Source organism: Halobacillus naozhouensis (assembly GCF_029714185.1).
GTDB lineage: Bacteria > Bacillota > Bacilli > Bacillales > Halobacillaceae > Halobacillus_A > Halobacillus_A naozhouensis.
In genome coordinates this window covers 1,541,479-1,561,610 of record NZ_CP121671.1, presented here as the reverse complement: position 1 = coordinate 1,561,610, position 20,132 = coordinate 1,541,479, and the positions used below count along the sequence as shown (strand labels likewise).

Sequence of the window (20,132 nt, the reverse complement as noted above, 5' to 3'; positions counted from 1 at the left end):
ATCGAAATCGTTAAATATCACCAATCTTATTCCACAATATAGTCCTTAAAATATAAAAAGGGTGCAGTTCCCTATTCCAATTCCAGAATGCGCCCCATTATTTAACACTCAAGAATATGGTCCTATTCAAAAAAGGACACCTTATTCAACAAGGCACCCTGATTCTGGAACAGTCTATCTATTATCTTTTCTTCCCAGCGTTAACGCCCCAGCAACCAGTGGAACTTGCAAGGGTAAACGCAACCATAGAATCCAAGGATTCGCTTGTTCTCCCGGCCGGAATGATATTTTTTTCACAGCCATGTACACATTTGCTGGAAAAACAGCGGTCGTAAATAGTGCTAAGAGTTTCCCTGTGATATGTTGTCCTTTTTTCACCCAAAGCAAGACGGAAAAAATCATTTCAAAAACACCTGACACCAGCACGATGGACCGTCGTGAGGGAAGTGTTTTCGGGACAATCCTGCGAAAGCTTCGTTCATGGACGAAATGCAAGATGCCGGCTCCAACTAAGAGGATGGAATATAGTGTTCGAAAAAACACCTTCATATGTATACCACCTTTTCCATTTACTATTTATTCAACAAAAAAACACCGATTCTTTTATATTTTATAAATGGAAGCAGTGTTTCTTCGTTTTAATTATTATTTCCGCAAAATCTTCTCCATCGCTTTTCCCTTTGCTAACTCATCGATCAGCTTATCCAAATAGCGAATTTCCTGCATAGTTGATTCTTCAATGTCTTCCACTCGGACACCGCAGATCACACCTTTGATCAAAGTCCGTGAAGAATTCAGTTGGGGAGCTTCCGCAAAGAAGGTCTCAAAGTCTGTCTGTTTTTCCAGTTGCGCTTCTAACTCTTCCTGGCTATACCCTGTCAACCAACGGATGATTTCATCGACTTCTGTTTTCGTACGTCCTTTTTTCTCCGCTTTCGTAATATAGTGGGGATAGACATTTGCGACACTCATTGTATAAATCTTATGTTTGGTCATGATACATCCTCCCTTTCATGTAATGTAGATTAATTGTTTTTCAATTATATCATTCAAAAATTATTTTGATTTCTCATGGATAGATATCTTTTAACAATTTTGTGTAAATGTCATTTGCATATTTCAGTTCCTTTTCTGTATGTTCAGTTATGAAATTTTTCGAGGCTTCCACATTTAATACTCGAGCTCATTAAACCTTTTTCTCAGATAAAAATGGAAAGTCCCCCAGAGTTGGATAAATTCCCTTTAAACTCAGGGGGAGAGATTATTAACATTACTGTTGCAAGTAATTGATCTGGTGTTTCATTTTCTTTGTTCTTAATTTTCTTAGCTCTCTCGTACCCTTTAGTTGAAAAAGACGGAATAAATTATAAAACCTACTAGTAATAAAAAAATAAGTATTCCAGTACCTTTCCAACCTAATTTCCCAACTAAATCTGGGAGTCCTCCACCATGAATACTCCCAGCAGGTTTTTTTGATTCTTCTTGTCTCAATCTTTCTCTTCTTTCTTCAGGAGTTTCTTTATCTTTACTCAATAAAAAACACCCCCACTTCCTATTCCAAGAATAACTAACCTGCCCTTTACTTGATACCAATTATTTCAAATTCCTATAATCTTCACAAGCAGTTATTCCATTATATGGACTTTAAGTTGTATAAAACTTCTGTAATTATTCCTTATCCTAAAAAATTAGCTTACCGAACTTCGATAAGACAATTCCATACATATAATATAAATAACGACCTTCAACTCCCCAAAAGGTTGTTCCTTGAATGCCTAACCTCCCTTTGTCGTGTCCCAAGGCCGCTTACACTTTTGTTATTTACATAGCCCTTTCATACATTTGAAAAAATTCCAGACTACGCTCAATGATTAAATCTTGATCGTTATCGAGCGTGGCCACATGATAGCTGTTTTCCAACCGAACGAGCTCTTTATGTTCAGAGTAAATCAAGTCAAAGATGTTTTCCGAATTATCCGGCGGAACGACATGATCTTCGTCCGAAACAAAAATTAATGCCGGGCAGTGGATGGCAGCAAGTCCTTCATGAACTTCTTTCATCAAAGCCATGAGGGAACGGATCGCGTTGACCGGAGTTCGATCATACGCCAATTCCTCCGCGCCTGCCTTTTTAATATCAGAGCCAATGGCATCCACGAATCGATCTTCCGCTGATTCCATCACTTCTTCCATGGCGGGAATGTCAATCGCCGCATTAATCGGCACAATTCCCTTAATCTTCTCGTACTTCTCAGCCAGGTATAAGGTCAAGGTCCCCCCCATAGATAACCCCACTACAAAGATGTTGGTACAACGCTCATCAAGCCACTGATAGGCAGCTTCGACGGATTGAATCCAATCCTCTTGGTTGGAGACTTCCATGTCCTCAGGTGTCGTTCCATGCCCTTCCAATCGTGGGCAAGCAACAGTATAGCCTGCTTTGACGTAGGCATTAGCGAGCGGTCTCATACTTTGAGTCGTCCCCGTAAAGCCGTGACTCACGAGAATTCCGACTTCATTTCCCTCTGTAAAAATCGGTTCAGCCCCTTGCATCATGACACATCTCTCCTATCTACTATTCTTTTTTAGTAGCTTCAACCTAGCAATTTTTTCAACACCGTACGCTCAAGCAAAAACCATGGCAGTACTTTTTTCAAAAATAAATTCATGCGGACACCTGGACCAATCGGGTAGCGAAGTTTATTCGCCGTTGACGGACTGGCCAGTTTAGTCAATAGATCAGCAACTTTCACTGGGTCCCCGTGTGCTTCGCGATTCAATGCTCTCCACAGCGCCTTTACATAAAAAGCATATGGAGACTCAGGGTCATAAGCGGATTTTGGCAGCTCCATGCCGCTGCCCCAAATATTCGTCTCATAGGAACCTGGTTCGATCAGGGACACATCAATCCCAAACGGCTTCACTTCAAAACGCAAACTTTCAGTCAAGCCTTCTAGCGCATGTTTAGAAGCAACGTAAGGTGACAAACCAGGAAATCCGATGCGTCCACTTATACTACTGACGTTAATGATCTTTCCTCTTCTATGTTGACGCATCATTGGCAGGACAGATTGGGTAACGGCAATCACCCCAAACAGATTCGTCTCAAACTGGCGCCGATAAGATTCGAGTGGCACTTGTTCGAGAAAGCCACCGATAGCAAACCCGGCATTATTGACTAACACATCAACCCGCTCTAATCGGTTCAAATGCTGCTTAAATTTTTCAAGGGAGGCGTCCTCTGTTACATCAAGTGGCCACACGTCGATGTTTTCCCGTATATGCCCAGGAATCTCTTCGGTTTCAAACACTTCTGCTTTGTCCATATTTCTCATGGTGGCAATAACACGCATCCCTTTTTCAGCAGTCTTTAATGCCGTCTGGTAGCCGAAGCCACTTGAAGCTCCTGTAATGATCACCGTCGTTTGCAAAGCAATCCTCCTCCTACTGTTTCTTTTATAAAATTCAAGATTAACAGACGATTTCCTTCTTCTGGATTGATTTTTATCATCCCCCCTATTGATGGGCTAATCATGATAAACTAGAGAGTGATTTTCAGAAATACTTCTACAAGAGAGGTCGTTTTTCATGAACCACAAGTTACAAAAGCTTTCCCCTGCTTATGATCCATGGGAGGCTTATATGGATGTTGATGAGCATGGTCAAATGATGCTTACGAATGTTGAATTTACTACTACCTATCTTTGCAATATGCGCTGTGAACATTGCGCTGTCGGATATACGCTGCAGGATAAAGACCCTGATGCGCTACCTATTGATCTCATACTGAAGCGATTAGATGAAATTCCTCACTTACGGACATTGAGCATTACTGGCGGAGAACCAATGATGTCGAAAAAGTCCGTGGAGCAATATGTATTGCCGCTGCTTGCCTATGCGCACGAGCGGGGCGTCCGAACCCAAATTAACTCCAATTTAACACTGCCTTATAACCGTTACGTGCCGATCATCCCTTATCTAGATGTTCTACATATTTCCCATAACTGGGGGACGATCGAGGAGTTTATCCATACCGGCTTTGCGAATATGGAACGAAAACCTTCTGAAGCCAATCGCCAGAAATTTTTTGACCGGATGGTGGAAAACTCCCAGCGTCTTGCAAAGGAAGGCGTGATGGTTTCAGCGGAAACGATGTTAAACAAACGCACCTATCCTTATTTGGAAGAAATTCATGATCACGTTCTGGAAATGGGCTGTGCCAGACATGAGCTTCACCCTATGTACCCCGTTGACTTTGCTTCAAGTCTGGAAACATTAACCCTTGAAGAAATGCGCGAAGGGATTACCCGCCTGCTTGATCACAGGGACCAGGACACATGGATGCTTTTTGGAACATTACCCTATTATCCCTGCAGTTCAAACCAGAAAGATTTAGCGATGCTGAAGCGTCTCTACAGAGAGCGTAACGTGACCGTAAGAAACGATCCCGACGGACGTTCTCGTTTGAATGTAAATATTTTCACCGGTGATATCATTGTCACCGACTTCGGTGATGAGCCTGGGCTTGGCAATATTCAGGACACCTCTTTAGAGGATGCGTATGAGGCATGGAACCGTACCGAGACGGCAGCTAGCCTGAACTGTCATTGCCCTGCCGTTAAATGCCTGGGACCAAACATTTTAGTCAAAAACACGTACTACCCGGAAGAAGATTTCCAGCAACGTCAAACCAACATCACTCTATAGATACTTTCCCTATAGAAAAAAAAGAAACTAAATTTTTTATCTACCTAGACATCCGCCTTTACCAACTAACTGGGCATTCATACAATATCGTATGACTAAAAGGAGGGATGTTAATGGGTTACTACGGAGGATGTGGTTGTGGAAGACGTCGTCGCGGCGATGAATTTGTTCTGATCATTATCCTGTTTATCCTTTTAATTATCATCGGGGCAGCGGTATGCAAATAACACTTATAGACCAGAGATCCCTTTCTCTGGTCTATGTGTCTGTTTTGACGCCTTCCCCCTTCTTTATTAAAATAAAATAATAGATTACGAGAAAGGGGATTACCATGCCCATCATCGAAGACGAACAAAGAACAATTGAGTACACGCTAACGACATTGTCAGATGTCCATTTTATTAAAATTTATCTGGATGATTTAAATGGCGCGCATGTGACAGCACCTGAGGCTAAATCAACTGACAAAGTGGATGACTTTTTACATAAAAAGACGCAATGGATGAAGGAAAAATGGCAGAAGCTCCATCAGGATCTTTATAAATCAGTCGAATGGGATTCGGATCAGCCAGTTCGAATTACGTATTTAGGCAGGGCCTATCAAGTGATGATGGAGCCTGGCACTCAAACCAGGTTCTATTTTAGCAAGGGTAAGTTTTTTTTCACATACCCGGAGCAACTCACACAGCAAGAAATACAAAGTGAGCTTGAACGAGCGAAAGAAGAGTGGCTGAAGGAAAAGGCTGAAGAAAAGTTTAACTCCCTCCATAAATGGACGATCTTACCCGAGCCCGACAAACTGCGGTTAGGGTATAAGGAAGAGCGAACGATCTATTTAAATTGGCGGTTAATTCAACGCCCCAAACAAAAGATAGCCACCGTGGTCGATGACTTAATCGAAGAACGAACCTATTAATAAAGCTGTGCGGAAAATCAAGTTTCCGCACAGCTTCTTTATTTCTTATATAAATAATAATAAACTCACAGCCATTACCGCCATACCTCCGACAACGCCATATATGGACAAATGGGCTTCTCCATATTGTCTCGAAGCTGGCAGCAGCTCATCTAATGAAATGAATACCATAATCCCTGCCACCCCGGCGAACAGGATTCCGAATAACGTATCACTTAGAAATGGCATCAATAATAAGTATGCAGCGATCGCCCCAACAGGTTCTGATAACCCTGAAAGAAAAGATAGCTTAAAAGCTTTTTTGCGATCACCAGTGGCATAATAAATCGGTACCGACACAGCAATCCCCTCTGGAATATTATGAATAGCAATCGCGATCGCAATGGCTATACCAAGCGACGGATCCTGCAAAGCAGAAGTAAACGTTGCAATTCCTTCTGGAAAGTTGTGGATTGCAATCGCCAGTGCCGTGAACGTTCCCATTTTTAATAATTGACTATTTTTTACCTCATCATGTGGTTTTGACATATCTTCTACACTCTTCGGTTCATGCGGGTTACCCTGTTTCGGAATGGCTTTATCGATAATAGCAATTACAAGCATCCCGCCGAAGAAACTTGCCACCGTGACCCAGCTTCCCGCTTCCACGCCCATGCTCCCGACAAGTGATTCTTTCGCTTTAAAGAAAATTTCCACCATCGATACATAGATCATGACTCCTGCTGAAAAGCCGAGCGCTACCGACAGAAATTTAGTGTTGGTGGTTGATGTAAAGAAAGCCAGCACACTGCCGATTCCTGTAGCTAATCCAGCCATTAATGTCAGGCCAAAAGCAAGCAATAATTCTTCCATACATCCTCTCTCCTTTTCGTTAACCTAAACATAGTGTAGTGTAAATCTTTCCTTAGTGCAACTTTTTTAGTTATAGTTACATTTTATGTGCCTATTAAAATTTCGTCACATATTTTTGCAATTGGAGTAAAAAAATGATCCTCTTCCATGTTGAAAGGGATCATTTCTAGATTTAAATTTGTTCTCCACTGCCAGAGATTATTTTCATCTGATCATTTTCATAGCCTACTACAAAATGATATTTGTATTTTTTCATTTCAACACTGCCATTTTTCGTTTCTTTCGTTGTAACAAAGGCCGTTACTTCCACCTTTTCCCCTTCTACTGGGTCAGCTACGATATGATCAATTGCTACAGATAATTTCTGATTATAGCCCGCACGAAACTCTTCATACGTTGTGTTGTTTTGCCACTTGCTCCCTATTAACGAGTAGGCGGTCACAAAGTCTCCCTGGTTAATACTATCGTAAAAGTATTGCACAATATAGGTGGCTTGGTCAGCATCCGTGCTATGAACAGATGAATTTTCGTTCCCATTGGTCTTTAACTCGGGAAATTCAGGCAATTCCTTCATAGGAGATTGCGACCACTTCTTAACCATTGGAAGGATGTCGAGAATCGGGATGCTGAAGCCAATCGTTTCCTGACCTAGCTTCGCCGAATTAATTCCCATTACTTCCCCCGTGTTCCCGTTCAGGAGCGGACCTCCGCTATTTCCTGGTGAAATCGGGGCAGAAATTTGGTAAACATTTTCATAGGTAAATGGCGGGAGTTCAAAGTTTCGGTTGAGACCACTGATTTCCCCGGTCGTTACCGTATTTTGCAGACCAAGCGGACTTCCAAGCGCAAGTACTTCCGTCAAAAGTTCTACATCGGCTGTCTTGTCAATAGGAAGTGGAGTTCGACCTTTTAGACCTGGAACTCGGACAACCGCTATATCTGTTGTCCGGCTTATCCCAATAACTTCCCCTTTCATTTCCTTGGAATCCGCTGTGACAATGGTCACTTGTTTAGCATTGGCCACCACGTGAGCATTCGTGATCACATCGCCTTTTTTATTATAGAGAAACCCCGATCCGATCGATCCATTTTTAAGTTCAATTTGGACAACCAATTTCTGAGATTCATAGATAATATCCTGGGTGCTCTTTGCTACTGTCTTACTGTCTTGCTTCGAGACGGGCTGATTGAGCAGCGAGCTTGCTTCGAGTTGCTTCGGAACACTATGCTTTACGTAAACGGTTCCCGCAATTCCCGCCCCTATACATACTAGCATCGCGAGCAGGCTCATGAGCCATCTCCGGTCCATACGCCGTCCTCCTATTCTACGTACCACTCGACATTCGTAATGTTTACTGTGACTTCTTCTTTAAGATCATAATAGATCTTCTCAAACGTCCCTTTGTCTCCTGGGTTCACATACATCGGATAAACTTCAGCCGTATCCGTTTTCACAACATCATCGTCTTTATTTTTCAATTCAAAAGTTACTTTAATCGAGCTGACAATTTTCGTCGCTTCGCTGCCGACTTCGCCGGTTACTTTGATATCTCCATACTCATCTTTAGTCGCTTTGACTTCAAGTACTTTTACCGCATGCTTTCGATTCTTAAGATCTTCTTCTGCCGCTTTCTCCATGGCATGCTTTATTCGTTCCTGCTGCCGTTGCTCGAAAGCTTGCTGTTCCTGTTTAACCCGGTTCTTTAATTGAATCAGTTTCTCATTGTTCACGACATACTGCAGTCCTTCATCTACCGTAGCAATGGCCTCATTAAATTGCTTATCTGCCATGGCCGCTTCCGCTTTTTTAGCCGCAATCGCCACAATTTTCTCATTAATTTTACTACGGGCTTGAGCGGCCTCTTTCAAATCCAGTCCTGACAGCGTATTTAGCTTATCGGCTAACTCATCGATATTTGTCAGATGCTTAATTTGATTATTAATTTCGCCAATTGTAATTCTGGAAGCCAATCGTTCAACTTTTGGAATCAGCGTAACAGATAGCTGACTTTGCGCATTATAAATTTGTTTTTGAATGGTTGATAAACTTGTTTGGGCATCTTCCAGCCTATTATTTTTAATATATTCAGACACTTTATTGAGGTCATTATTCATGACAAGTACAGAACGCACACTTGTTAAATCCTGTTGCAGTGCTTCAAAATCAGGCCGCTTCTCGACTGCCTCGGATAACATCGACTCTGCTTTTTCGTACTTCCCTTTCAGCGCCATCTGTTCGGCGTCTTCCTTAATCGTCAGCGTTTCTTCATTCACATTCTTTTCATACATATATGTAAAGCCTATTACCCCTAAAGCAAAAACGAAGGTTAGAAGAGGAGCAATGATCGTCCACTTCTGCTTGACACCTGGGGTGGATTCAGAGTTCGCGGGAATAAATGTATCATCACCATTTAATTTCTCTCCACATTGGGAGCAATAATGCGAGCCCGGGCTATTTCCACTTCCACATTCTTCACAATATTTGATGGGCCCGTCCTCCTTTTATTTTCTAAAAATCTTGATTGAATGAACGAACATAGTATGAATATTATATCATGATTTTCTCCAATTCCGACCGTCAAATTTGGCATTTTCGACTTATATTTTTAGCTTTTTTGACAAATTAGTTGAACACACGGGCCCCTTCTTACCAAGCTGCATAAGATAAACAATAGTCTTTCATATCCAGATCCATACTTTTTCGAAAGGAGTGTTTTCCTTGAGCGACCGTCCAGAAAAAGTACGCCCTCAGAAAAAAACACCAAGGAAGCGTACATCCTGCTGTGGAAAGAAACGCCGAAAGGAACGATGATGTTATGTAACAATCAATTATGGACCGCTCCTGCTTAAAGAGCGGTCCATTTAGCTGAAATAGCCATAATCCGTCCTGGCTCTCATATACTAGTAATCATTCAATCTTTTTATTGACCACAAGGAGGGGCACGTAATGAATGGAGAACGATTTACGGACAGGCTCAACAGCCGTATTCAACACTTGGACAACATTCTTAATCAGCCGAGACTCGTGTATGGCTATTTCACCCATAGTTTGTTCATGGACCACCGCCATGAGAAAATTCGACTCCACATCAAATTTACAGTAGAAAATCTAACCCAGCATGATTTACCAATGCCTGAGCTGATCTTCACCCTTGATTCTTCTAATACAGCCAATTGGGAAGGGGGATTCCTGGCGAAGAACACGTCTGCATGGTCCACAACTAATCGATGGGGAAAAGTTGAAGAAAGGGATCGGCAAATAAGGTTACAGCCTCCCCAGACAGCATCCTGGTTACAACGCAATCAGAAAGTCCGAATCGAACAATTGCATCTTGAATTTCCTATGGACAGGCCTGATAACGAGCTGGTTCTATCGGCCTTTATCGACTTTGGCGAGGAAAGTATCTATAGCAAACCAGCACTTAACTCCATAGAGGTGCACAAACTGGAATAGCATCCCAAACTACTATTGGACTTCACCTTGTGACAGCCAATTTGCAGCATAGTTAGCAAGTCCTTCCTGACCATGTAAAGGATGGTTGTTTTGTAACAGAAGCGTAATCATATTGTAGGACTTTTTTAATTGTTCAGTTCCATCACGGTTGTTATAATGCTCAAGTGACTGAAAAAGGAAGGGGACATAAGTCATGAGAGCATCTATTATTACGCTATCATTTCTATTCATTTATTTAATTGGTTTACCGTATATAGATCCGGACTCTTCAGCTATTCAAGCCGATGAAGTTACCGAAGAGGAAATCATTCATAAAGCTGAAACGAAAGCTCTTGACCTTGGTAAAAAGTCGCCAAATCATGAACGCTTTGACAAGGTGAAGAGAGTTGTAAATGTGGAGGCAACAGCTTATACCGCTAATTGTGAAGGATGCAGTGGGACAACCTATACCGGCATCGATCTCCATGCCAATCCTGACAGAAAAGTAATCGCCGTAGATCCTGATGTGATCCCGCTAGGCTCTAAGGTCAGAGTTCCTGGTTATGGTGTAGCTGTTGCCGGGGATATTGGCGGAGCGATTGACGGAAACCGAATTGACATCTTCATGAGTGAGCTTGATGAGGCCTTGCAATTTGGACGCCAGCACATTCAGGTGGAAATATTAGAATCCTGAGAATGAGACTGTCTCGCACTTACAGCGAGCCAAAAAAGGCCAGCTCCTGACATTGAGCTGGCCTTCCTTTTGTTTAACCTTATTATTCGCGAGAAAAGCGCGTCCGTCTGGCGGCCTTATCTAAATAGAAGCTTTGCACACTATTTGTTTGAATCGCTACTCCATCCTCTAAAAACCACCACTCCCCTTTATCAAGCTGTTTCACAATAAACTCAGAGGTTTCTCGTTCTGTCATTTCCTCACTTAATTCAAGGTCATGAGCAACAATCCGTTCACTGTTTAATAAAAAAATAACATGCCAGGATTTCTTACTTGTTGCCAATTCATTCACCATCCTTTATGTAACTTATCCATTTTTATACCCGTTCTTTTTTCAATTTAACCTTAAAATGAAAAATTATTCGACATTTTTTATAAAAAAATTAGTTTCAAGCTTAATAGTTTTACAAATGGATTCAGTTATTTTATGATAAATGACGATTTAAAAACATAGTTTACAACTAGGAATAAGGAGGATTAATATGGCAACCCAATTAAAACCATGGAATAAGCAATCCACGACGATGGTTGCTCCATTAAACCCCGTGCAAAAGCCGTTGGTGATTCTAGGTATTCTAGCTGCACTCCTTTTACTCATAACGATCGTTTCCGTAACAACCATTACTCAAGGAATTTTATTTATCATCGGAATCGCCTTTGGTCTAGCCCTTTTATATGCCCGTTTTGGCTTTACTTCAGCCTTCAGGCGTTTAATGTCTGTCGGAAATGTCCAGGGGCTGCAAGCACATATGGTAATGCTCGCTGTAGCGACAACACTATTTGCTGTCATTCTCTCCACCGGCTTTAGTTTTACCGGAACGACGCCTTCTGGCTACGTATCTCCTGTCGGCATTAGTGTGATTGCCGGTGCCTTTATGTTTGGAATCGGAATGCAAATGGGATCAGGCTGTGCCTCTGGCACCCTTTATACAGTGGGCGGCGGGCAATCGTCTATGGTCCTGACACTGCTAGGCTTTATCGGCGGCTCTGTGCTTGGTGCCTACCACATCGTTTTTTGGCGTGAGCTCCCTGCCCTGCCTGCGATTTCACTGGCTGAAAGCACAGGCCTTGGCTATTTAGGTGGATGGGTGCTGCAACTCGCTGTATTTGCTGGAATTTATGCGATCACGGTCAAGATCGCCCGCAAAAGGAACCCGCCGCAGATGGCTCCGCTGAAGACGACTTCAGGTTGGAAAAAGATTTGGCGCGGTGCCTGGCCGCTGCTCGTGGCAGCAGTTGTATTAGCTGTTCTCAATGCCATCACACTCTCTGTACGCGGTAACCCGTGGGGCATTACTTCCGCCTTCGCATTGTGGGGGTCCAAGTTCCTGCAAACCTTCGGAGTAGACGTCGCCAGCTGGGGGTATTGGCAAGGCAACACAGCAGCTTTAAATCAAACCGTCCTCGCTGACTCAACCAGCGTGATGAACTTCGGGATCATATTAGGTTCCTTCATTGCAGCAAGCTTCCAGGGCAATTTTAAACCGAAGAAAATTAAACCCGGAGTAGCTACCTCATCTATTTTAGGTGGAATTCTAATGGGTTACGGAGCACGTCTGGCGTTTGGCTGTAACATCGGCGCCTATTTCGGCGGAATTGCTTCCTTCAGCCTTCACGGATGGGTATGGATGAGCATGGCCCTTGCCGGAACATATCTGGCTCTGTTTATCCGGCCGATCTTTGGACTAAGTAATCCAAACCCGAAGGATTCCATCTGTTAAGAATAAAAGCACTCCAGGTGTTCCGTACAAATAAATATTATTTCTTTCACCAACGAAAAACCGCATTTTCAACAGAATAATGCGGTTTTTTTAATAGTTATTTTGCTTTTGTTTTTAATTTAAGTATCCCAATAAGATTAATGATAATAAAGTTTGTTTCCGGAAAGGACCAGTAAATCCCCGGAGTAAAACGCTATTTGGTGAATCTTAAGACATCCAAACCTACTACACCTACAATTAAACTGTCCCACATGGAGGATTGTTTGAATAATCAATTTGACTTTAGCCATTACTTCTTCTCTTTAAATTTCATTAGCGAATTGAATCAAGAAATAAATACTGTAAAACAGAACTGCCAAACCACTTATTAGGAGTATAAATTGTCTTCTTTTTCTGTTAAGCCATCTTTCTCCAAGGTGAAGTAGTACTGCCAGCGATACAAACCAGACGAACGCACCTAGTAAAACAGCTAACGGGTAAACAACAGTTATACTGCTTCCGGAGTCTACGATTGGGGTAAGCAGTCCCATCCACCACAATACGGTAAACGGATTAAAGGCTGTGATAGCCGTACCTGTCCAAAACGCTCTAAAATAATGTCGGAATGGTCTCTTAATATTCTTGATTTGTTTTACTTCTACGCCTTCGACGGTCTTGATCTCTTTAAATATACCCCAGGATACATAAAATAGTACTATACTTCCAAACAGCCAGAGAAAGGTAACGATTAAAGATTCTGAGTCAATAAATGGCATTAGCCAAAGTAAGATAGCTGCCAGAACGATAGCATCCCCCATTACAGCTCCTACCCCCACTATGAGCGACGAAGAGAAACCATATTTCGTGCCATGTTTTATTTCTTCTCCGTTACTCGGGCAAGTTGGTGAGGAGACAAAGCCAATGATAAGACCACTTAATAACAAACGAAGCATCTTAAAACTCCTCTCTGATACAATTCTACATTTCGATAACTATGAAATTGTATAGCAAAAAAATTATTGTCCCCCTTTAGTAGATTGTTGGAAAAACATAACCATATTATCTATTGTCTCTTGTTCTACCCAACACTCAATATTTTTTCCTTTTCGATCCATGCGTATTAATCCAGCTCTTCGCAGCTCCTTTAAATGATGTGAAACAGTAGAAGGCGCAATATTTAACCCCTCCCCCAACTCTCCCACCGTCATCCGCATTTCCTTATCTGTGCTAGGCTCTCCCGGATTACAGTATTCAGCTAAATAAAGGAAAACATTTAACCGATGAACATTAGAAAGTGCTTTGAAAATATCACTGAATTGGTTTAGGTCTTTATTATTATAATTCGACATGTTTAGAAGTATGAACTAATACTCCTTATCTGTCAAATGAACTCCAATAAATACAGAGAACGTTCTTAAAATGTTGTAATTCCATATTTATTAATTATTAAAAATGGAAACAAAAAAGGCCTCAAAAGAGACCTTTTTAACAACAATTATCTAACCCTAACAACACCAATTGTTCTCCATTTTTATCTAAAGTTACCTGGTCAACAGTGCCTTTTACTTGTTGATCGATCGCGACGCGAATTCCATTCACGTCTTCAACCGTATCGGATTCCTCTGGTTGATCAAGGGATAGCCCAATCTGGGGACCGCAACAACCTCCTCCCACGGAGTGAACGCGGATTCCTTCGGCTCCCTTTTCCCCTATAAGTTTACTTAAAGTTTGTTTTGCATCTTCAGTAATTTTCATCATTTTTCTCCTCTCATTAGTTGAATATCTAGAAAATCGATCTACAGACTTTGACTCCAATCTTTTACGGCTTCTCCTTCTAGAAATCGTTCAGAGTCCATAGCAGCCATACATCCTGTTCCTGCTGCCGTAATAGCTTGACGATACTTTTGATCCTGAACATCCCCACAAGCGAATACGCCAGGGATATTGGTGTCCGTCATCCCGGGCTCGACTAAGAGATAGCCTTTTTCATCCATATCCAGCTTACCTTTCAAAAATTCGGTATTTGGATTGTGTCCAATCGCTACGAAAATGCCATCTGTCTCGATGAGCTCTTCTTCACCTTTATCGTTATCTTTTACTTTTAACCCAGAAATCTTCATCCCGTCCGAGACCATTTCAACGGGGGTTTTGTTAAGAGCCCAGGTGATTTTCTCATTATCACGGGCACGATCCTGCATGATTTTAGACGCCCTTAATTCGTTACGACGGTGAACGATTTGGACTTCGCTTGCAAATTTCGTAAGGAAATTTGCTTCTTCCATCGCAGAGTCTCCTCCACCTACAATCACGACTTTCTTCCCTCTAAAGAAGAAGCCATCGCAGGTTGCACAAGTGCTTACACCTTTTCCGATGTTTTCTTTCTCCCCGGGGATTTCTAACAATTTGGCTGATGCTCCTGTAGAGACAATCAATGATTGCGTTTCAAGCTCTCCCAAACCGTCTACAGATAATTGGAAAGGTCGTTGCTCCACTTGTACATCGGTTACCCAGCCTCGTTTGAACGTGGCTCCAAATCGCTCAGCTTGTTTCTTCATATTATCCATAAGTTCTGGTCCCATAATGCCATCAGGAAACCCTGGGAAATTCTCTACCTCTGTTGTTAGTGTAAGTTGACCTCCTGGTTCAGGTCCCTCTATGACTAATGGTTCCATATTTGCTCTAGCTAGGTAGACAGCTGCCGTTAATCCAGCTGGTCCTGTTCCTAAAATGATGACTTTCTCCATGTTGATGCCTCCTTACTTAGTTAGTTTATTGTAAATTCTCTAAGCTTGGTATAACCGATTTTCTCTTCACTGATCCATGGGATAATAGCAGTGTTTTGAGCCAATTCATCTCTTACTTTTTCAATCCATTTTCTTTCGGTATTGGCTCTTCCGGCTAACACAGGGTCTAGGGTTTCTGTTGCGTGTAAACTTTGATTTATAACCCACCACTCAGGGTTAATATGAGCTCGAACCAGATCTTTTTGCAGTCTTTCTGCTTCAAGTACCGGTGTCGTTTCAGCTAGCGTAACGATGACGACACTTGTTTCCTTAGGATTTCGTAGCCGTGGAAGTAATGCTCTGACACTTTCCGGTACTTCTCCTGTCGATTTAGTCAGCTCTTTATGGTATTCCTCGGCGGAATCAAGAAGTAATAACGTGTGCCCTGTAGGAGCCGTATCAATGACAACAATTTCATCATCACACTTCGCGACCTGCTCAGCAAAAGCTCGAAAGACAGCAATTTCTTCCGTACAAGGGGAATCAAGATCTTCTTTGAGATAGGCGAGACCTTGTTCATCCAAACTTTCGCTTGCTTGTGACAACACCTCTTCTTTATAAGCTGTCACTTCATCTTTAGGGTTAATCGAGCTAATCGATAGCTTCTCATGATCGAACGTATCTGAAAACGTGTACTCCAAATGCGCAGCTGGATCCGTCGTCGTTAGATGCACTTTATGACCCTTTTCAACTAACCCTACGGCAATGGAGGAAGCGACCGTTGTTTTCCCAACTCCCCCTTTTCCCATGGTTAAGATAACTCTTGTATGACTTTCAGAAAAGCGATCAATTACAGAACTCAATTTAGGTAACTGAAGGTTCTCTTGTTGTGATTGAGTCTCTACTTTTGCCGGCATGGTATATTGCTTGAATAGATAACGAAGATTCTCAACCCCTGTAAGCGAGTAGGAAACAAACGGCAGCGAATAAACCGGCATTTGCTTGAGTCCATTTGGAAAGTCTTTTAGAGCTTCCTGTTGTCGCTGGTAAAAAGCCGATGAAACTTCATCATAGGAAAGATGCGTTTGCAATAATCCATTAACTATAAGCATTTGGTTCTTTATGCCAATTTCCTTTAACTCATTGGCAGAGCGATTCGCTTCATATAACGACGAAGTTTCAGGCCTTGTAATCAAAATTAAAGCCGTTTTATCCTTATCTGAAAGGGACTTTACGGTTTGTTCATACAGCTCCTTTTTCTCTTGCAATCTTGATAAAGGCCCTAAACAGGAGGCCCCATGGGTACTTTCTTCCAAAAATTCATTCCAAGCCGTTGGGAGTTGTAACAATCTCAACGTGTGTCCGGTTGGTGCTGTATCGAATATCACGTGGTCATAACGACTCCTTATGGCTGGATTTGAAATAATACTTGAGAACTCATCAAATGCAGCCATTTCCACTGTACATGCACCAGATAACTGCTCTTCCATACTTTTTATAGCTGCATCAGGCAATGTACCACGGTAAGGCCCAACAACATTTTCCCGATACATTTCAGCTGCTTCTTCCGGATCGATGTTAGATGCATCCAAGTTGTTTATATTAGGAACAGGCTTTGGCGTATTGGTTAGCTCAACTTCTAATACATCTTGTAAATTGGATGCAGGGTCCGTGCTGACAAGCAGCACTTTCTTTCCCTCATCTGCTAAATGGATGGCCGTTGCACATGCTGTAGATGTTTTTCCGACCCCTCCTTTTCCTGTAAAAAACAAGAATTGGGTGTTCACAAAAGACTTTGGATTAAACGATTGAAACATACATTCCCACACCTTTATTATTTCAGTTCACTAATATCGATCGTGACACTGTTGTTTTTAGGTCGATCATTTAATTCTTCTGTATCGATGTCAAACCACTTTGATAGCTCATCATTACTTGGATACGTGGATTCCATTACAATGTCTCCATTTAATAAAATGACAGGGAGTGCATCAGGGCCTTTCTCCTGAAGAAAATCTGTCACGGCTTTAATCTCAGTAAATTTGCCAGGCTCATTGGCTAAATTGTATCGCTCTATATCAAAACCTCTTTTTTGTAGAGAAAAAACAGCACTTGCCACACGAGTTAATTCCGGGTCTACACTTGGACCACAGACCCCGGTAGAACAGCACATCGCTGGATCGTAAATTTCAAGCTTATTCATATGATCCCTCCATTATTAAATAACTATATACTTATATATTGTTTAGGAAAATAGCCAAAACATAGATGTCTTGGCTATGAAAGTTTTATTCACCAGTTTCAGCAAATCGTTGAATACGTTCTCCAATTTGATCACGAACACGCTGGAAAACAGCCCATTTTTCCTCTTCAGTTCCTTTAGCTTTAGCTGGATCGTCAAATCCCCAGTGCTCTCGTTTAACATGAGGAGGCGTGATCGGGCACTTATCTGCCGCGTCTCCACATAACGTTACGATTAGATCTGCCGTATTGAAGATTTCAGGGTCTATGACATCAGATTGTTGGTTTGAAATATCGATGTCTACCTCTTCCATGGCTTTAATTGCTTTTGGATTTAATCCGTGGGCTTCGATGCCAGCGCTTTTTACATCCCACTCATCGCCAAGATGTTTTTTAGCCCATCCTTCTGCGATTTGACTTCTACAAGAGTTACCCGTACATAAAAAGTATATTGATTTTTTAGACATGTGGTGAATTCTCCTTTTCGTTTCTTATTGTTTTTTTCTTTTTCTTCTAATACTCAAGAAACTTAGTAACACAGCAACTTTAATAGAAGGTGGCATTCTTTCGTCCTCCTTGGGACATCGCATTATCTATTAAGCTAAAAGTGACCCTCGTTTTCTTATAAAATGAGCGTTAGCCATAAATATAAACCTGTTAACGTAATGAACAACGTCGGTACAGTAAGGAGAATACCTACCTTAAAATAGTATCCCCACGAAATCTTAAAGCCTTTGGTCGAAAGAACATGCAGCCAAAGCAGTGTCGCCAACGAACCAATCGGTGTGATTTTTGGACCTAAATCGGAGCCAATCACGTTCGCATAAATTAATGCTTCCCTCATAATTCCCGACGTGTTTGTTTCCGCAATCGCAAGCGCATCAATCATAACCGTCGGCATATTGTTCATAATCGATGACAAGATGGCTGCAATGAATCCCATCGAAACGGTGGCCACAAATAGTCCTTGTTCAGCCGTATATTGAATAACACTGGCCAGCACATCCGTTAAGCCTACATTACGCAAACCATAAACGACCACATACATTCCTATAGAGAAGAAAACAATCGCCCAAGGAGCTCCTTTTACAACTGTTGCTGTCTCAACCGCAGCGCTTCTCCTCGCCATGAGAAGGAAGAAGATCGCTACAATTCCAGCAATGATCGAAACCGGGATGCCCAATGGTTCACTTGCAAAATAGCCAATCAATAATACCGCAAGTACACCCCAAGATACACGGAACATCTTAGGATCCTGAATCGCCTGCTTAGGTTCTTTAAGTTGGCCTAAATCATAATTGTCTGGAATGCTCTTCCTAAAGAAAAGATAAAGCACGAGGATACTTGCCCCTATTGAAAAGAAGTTCGGGACAATCATCCGTGTCGCATACTCAATAAATCCAATGCCAAAGAAATCCGCCGAAACGATATTCACTAAGTTACTCACAATAAGGGGTAGTGAAGCCGTATCTGCGATAAATCCACTTGCCATAATAAATGGCAAAATCATGGCTTCTTTAAAGTTTAAGTTTCTCACCATCGCTAGAACGATTGGTGTGAGAATGAGCGCGGCCCCATCATTGGCAAAGAGAGCTGCAACAACCGCACCTAGAAGAATGACATACACAAACATCTTCTTCCCATTTCCTTTGGCTACTCTCGCCATATGAAGGGCGGCCCACTCGAAAAAGCCAATTTCATCGAGAATAAGCGATATAATAATAATCGCTACAAAGGCTAAGGTTGCATTCCATACGATATCAGTTACCGCCAATACATCTTGGAAGTCAACCACACCAAAGAGTAATGCTAGGATCGCTCCCCCACATGCGGACCAGCCAATTCCTAAGTTTTTCGGCTGCCAAATCACTAGCACCAACGTAAGTACAAAAATTATTGTTGCTACAATCGCTAAATTCAAATAAATCCCCCTACTAGTCGCATTGGATACGTAAACCAGCTTCCTCCAATGCACGTAATTTCTCTTTCTGATCAGGTATTTGTTCTAAAACTTGTTGAATGATTGGGTATGTCGGATGGGAACTGTTTAATGAGTAAAAGATCCATTGACCTTTCCGTTGCTCTTTCACAAGCCCCGCATCCCGAAGCTTCCTCAAGTGCTGACTGATGGAAGGCTGACTCATTTGCAAGACCTCTACAAACTCACAGACACAGCACTCCCCACCCTTCACTAATCCCATAATCGTTAAGCGTGTTTTATCGCCTAATAGCTTCAATGTTTGAGCAGCATTTTCTAATTCAATCGTTGTTTTTTCCATGAACATCACCTCGCACGATTAGTATATTAGTATATACTTATATTTGCAACAAATGATTATTCTTATTATTTCCCTAATCTTCCACACCTTATTTTAATATCAATTTTTTTTGATTTAATACTTGCTTTTCAGAACACAATCCATTACACTCTACCTATTACATCAAAATAAATTGATTAAAGGAGGGTTCGAAATGAACAAACACTTCCAACTAACCGATGTATCCCTAGAGAGCACGTTTAGTAAATATGAAAAGAAATTTAAGGCCCTTGCTGATCAAAGAAGGCTCCACATCTTACACGAAATCACAGAGAATGGTGAAGTATGTGTTTGTGACCTATCAGAAAAGTTACAGTTGCCTCAATCGAAGTTATCGTACCATCTAAAGATATTGATGGATGCCCAAGTTATTGAAAAAGAAACACGTGGTACTTGGAGCTACTATACACTTAATCATTCCGAGATCAACCATCTACTGTCCGAAGAGCTTTGTTGCCTATTTCGTCGAGATTAATTTTTTTATCTTATAAATCAAAAAAATTGATTAA

Annotated in this window: 26 protein-coding genes; 7 read left to right on the top strand and 19 right to left on the bottom strand. The window is 41.7% G+C overall.

From position 1 onward, the window contains the following. Nucleotides 1-174: 174 nt before the first annotated feature. The 5 genes from P9989_RS08215 to P9989_RS08195 all read right to left on the bottom strand — a co-directional run bounded on the left by P9989_RS08215 (nt 175) and on the right by P9989_RS08195 (nt 3,431). A complete protein-coding gene (locus P9989_RS08215; RefSeq protein ID WP_283078286.1) occupies nt 175-549 on the bottom strand; it encodes a DoxX family protein in 375 nt (124 codons plus the stop codon). A gap of 96 nt (nt 550-645) precedes the next feature. Beyond that, a complete protein-coding gene (locus tag P9989_RS08210; protein ID WP_283078285.1) occupies nt 646-996 on the bottom strand; it encodes a DUF2200 domain-containing protein in 351 nt (116 codons plus the stop codon). A 345-nt stretch (nt 997-1,341) separates the two neighbouring features. Next, entirely contained in the window at nt 1,342-1,533 is a 192-nt protein-coding gene (locus P9989_RS08205) for a DUF6366 family protein (protein WP_283078284.1), read from the bottom strand. Nucleotides 1,534-1,821: 288 nt separating this feature from the next. Then, on the bottom strand, nt 1,822-2,556 hold the full coding sequence (locus P9989_RS08200; RefSeq protein WP_283078283.1) for an alpha/beta hydrolase: 735 nt from the start codon (nt 2,554-2,556) through the stop codon (nt 1,822-1,824). 38 nt (nt 2,557-2,594) lie between these two features. After that, nucleotides 2,595-3,431: an SDR family oxidoreductase gene (locus P9989_RS08195; RefSeq protein WP_283078282.1), complete on the bottom strand. Its 837-nt coding sequence runs from the start codon at nt 3,429-3,431 to the stop codon at nt 2,595-2,597. A gap of 157 nt (nt 3,432-3,588) precedes the next feature. On the opposite strand from P9989_RS08195, the gene yfkAB reads away from it, so the two are divergent. The 3 genes from yfkAB to P9989_RS08180 all read left to right on the top strand — a co-directional run bounded on the left by yfkAB (nt 3,589) and on the right by P9989_RS08180 (nt 5,623). Continuing rightward, nucleotides 3,589-4,707: a radical SAM/CxCxxxxC motif protein YfkAB gene (yfkAB, locus tag P9989_RS08190; RefSeq protein ID WP_283078281.1), complete on the top strand. Its 1,119-nt coding sequence runs from the start codon at nt 3,589-3,591 to the stop codon at nt 4,705-4,707. Between the two features lie 113 nt (nt 4,708-4,820). Continuing rightward, a complete protein-coding gene (locus tag P9989_RS08185) occupies nt 4,821-4,934 on the top strand; it encodes a YjcZ family sporulation protein (protein ID WP_283078280.1) in 114 nt (37 codons plus the stop codon). Between the two features lie 104 nt (nt 4,935-5,038). Further along, complete coding sequence (locus P9989_RS08180) at nt 5,039-5,623, top strand: YgjP-like metallopeptidase domain-containing protein (RefSeq protein ID WP_283078279.1); 585 nt, start codon at nt 5,039-5,041, stop codon at nt 5,621-5,623. 45 nt (nt 5,624-5,668) lie between these two features. Here the strand turns inward: P9989_RS08180 and zupT are convergent, their stop codons facing one another. The 3 genes from zupT to P9989_RS08165 all read right to left on the bottom strand — a co-directional run bounded on the left by zupT (nt 5,669) and on the right by P9989_RS08165 (nt 8,764). Then, complete coding sequence (gene zupT / locus P9989_RS08175; protein WP_283078278.1) at nt 5,669-6,475, bottom strand: zinc transporter ZupT; 807 nt, start codon at nt 6,473-6,475, stop codon at nt 5,669-5,671. A 172-nt stretch (nt 6,476-6,647) separates the two neighbouring features. Beyond that, nucleotides 6,648-7,784 (bottom strand): S1C family serine protease, encoded by a 1,137-nt coding sequence (locus P9989_RS08170; protein WP_283078277.1) that lies wholly within the window; start codon nt 7,782-7,784, stop codon nt 6,648-6,650. A gap of 11 nt (nt 7,785-7,795) precedes the next feature. After that, nucleotides 7,796-8,764 carry a hypothetical protein gene (locus P9989_RS08165; protein WP_283078276.1) on the bottom strand — a complete coding sequence of 323 codons (969 nt, stop codon included), beginning with the start codon at nt 8,762-8,764 and terminating at the stop codon, nt 7,796-7,798. A gap of 658 nt (nt 8,765-9,422) precedes the next feature. Here P9989_RS08165 and P9989_RS08160 point away from each other — a divergent pair. Further along, nucleotides 9,423-9,929, top strand: coding sequence for a hypothetical protein (locus P9989_RS08160; RefSeq protein ID WP_283078275.1), 507 nt, complete (start codon nt 9,423-9,425; stop codon nt 9,927-9,929). A gap of 12 nt (nt 9,930-9,941) precedes the next feature. Here P9989_RS08160 and P9989_RS08155 read toward each other — a convergent pair whose 3' ends face one another. Next, a complete protein-coding gene (locus tag P9989_RS08155; RefSeq protein WP_283078274.1) occupies nt 9,942-10,124 on the bottom strand; it encodes a hypothetical protein in 183 nt (60 codons plus the stop codon). Here P9989_RS08155 and P9989_RS21660 point away from each other — a divergent pair. After that, on the top strand, nt 10,123-10,602 hold the full coding sequence (locus P9989_RS21660; protein WP_390305928.1) for a 3D domain-containing protein: 480 nt from the start codon (nt 10,123-10,125) through the stop codon (nt 10,600-10,602). The genes P9989_RS08155 and P9989_RS21660 overlap by 2 nt on opposite strands. An 82-nt stretch (nt 10,603-10,684) precedes the next feature. On the opposite strand, the gene P9989_RS08145 is transcribed toward P9989_RS21660, so the two are convergent. Then, nucleotides 10,685-10,924, bottom strand: a complete 240-nt coding sequence (locus tag P9989_RS08145; protein ID WP_283078273.1) for a hypothetical protein — start codon at nt 10,922-10,924, stop codon at nt 10,685-10,687. Nucleotides 10,925-11,123: 199 nt separating this feature from the next. Here P9989_RS08145 and P9989_RS08140 point away from each other — a divergent pair, with 199 nt between their 5' ends. Next, nucleotides 11,124-12,362, top strand: a complete 1,239-nt coding sequence (locus P9989_RS08140) for a YeeE/YedE family protein (RefSeq protein WP_283078272.1) — start codon at nt 11,124-11,126, stop codon at nt 12,360-12,362. Nucleotides 12,363-12,664: 302 nt separating this feature from the next. Here the strand turns inward: P9989_RS08140 and P9989_RS08135 are convergent, their stop codons facing one another. From P9989_RS08135 to P9989_RS08095, 9 genes are all read right to left on the bottom strand, one after another. Next, nucleotides 12,665-13,294, bottom strand: a complete 630-nt coding sequence (locus tag P9989_RS08135; RefSeq protein WP_283078271.1) for a LysE family translocator — start codon at nt 13,292-13,294, stop codon at nt 12,665-12,667. Between the two features lie 63 nt (nt 13,295-13,357). Next, a complete protein-coding gene (locus tag P9989_RS08130; protein ID WP_283078270.1) occupies nt 13,358-13,690 on the bottom strand; it encodes an ArsR/SmtB family transcription factor in 333 nt (110 codons plus the stop codon). Nucleotides 13,691-13,826: 136 nt separating this feature from the next. Beyond that, nucleotides 13,827-14,099, bottom strand: a complete 273-nt coding sequence (locus tag P9989_RS08125) for an iron-sulfur cluster biosynthesis family protein (protein ID WP_346274896.1) — start codon at nt 14,097-14,099, stop codon at nt 13,827-13,829. Between the two features lie 38 nt (nt 14,100-14,137). Continuing rightward, nucleotides 14,138-15,085 carry a thioredoxin-disulfide reductase gene (gene trxB, locus P9989_RS08120; protein ID WP_283078269.1) on the bottom strand — a complete coding sequence of 316 codons (948 nt, stop codon included), beginning with the start codon at nt 15,083-15,085 and terminating at the stop codon, nt 14,138-14,140. Between the two features lie 20 nt (nt 15,086-15,105). Further along, the gene (arsA, locus tag P9989_RS08115; RefSeq protein ID WP_283078268.1) at nt 15,106-16,881 is read right to left on the bottom strand and encodes an arsenical pump-driving ATPase; all 1,776 of its coding nucleotides are present in this window, start codon (nt 16,879-16,881) and stop codon (nt 15,106-15,108) included. A gap of 17 nt (nt 16,882-16,898) precedes the next feature. Beyond that, nucleotides 16,899-17,267, bottom strand: coding sequence for an arsenite efflux transporter metallochaperone ArsD (arsD, locus tag P9989_RS08110; RefSeq protein WP_283078267.1), 369 nt, complete (start codon nt 17,265-17,267; stop codon nt 16,899-16,901). An 85-nt stretch (nt 17,268-17,352) separates the two neighbouring features. Then, complete coding sequence (gene arsC, locus P9989_RS08105; RefSeq protein WP_283078266.1) at nt 17,353-17,772, bottom strand: arsenate reductase (thioredoxin); 420 nt, start codon at nt 17,770-17,772, stop codon at nt 17,353-17,355. A gap of 155 nt (nt 17,773-17,927) precedes the next feature. Continuing rightward, nucleotides 17,928-19,226 carry an arsenic transporter gene (locus P9989_RS08100; protein ID WP_283078265.1) on the bottom strand — a complete coding sequence of 433 codons (1,299 nt, stop codon included), beginning with the start codon at nt 19,224-19,226 and terminating at the stop codon, nt 17,928-17,930. A gap of 13 nt (nt 19,227-19,239) precedes the next feature. Further along, the gene (locus P9989_RS08095) at nt 19,240-19,584 is read right to left on the bottom strand and encodes an ArsR/SmtB family transcription factor (RefSeq protein ID WP_283078264.1); all 345 of its coding nucleotides are present in this window, start codon (nt 19,582-19,584) and stop codon (nt 19,240-19,242) included. Between the two features lie 193 nt (nt 19,585-19,777). Here P9989_RS08095 and P9989_RS08090 point away from each other — a divergent pair, with 193 nt between their 5' ends. Continuing rightward, nucleotides 19,778-20,098, top strand: coding sequence for an ArsR/SmtB family transcription factor (locus P9989_RS08090; protein WP_283078263.1), 321 nt, complete (start codon nt 19,778-19,780; stop codon nt 20,096-20,098). Nucleotides 20,099-20,132: the final 34 nt, after the last annotated feature.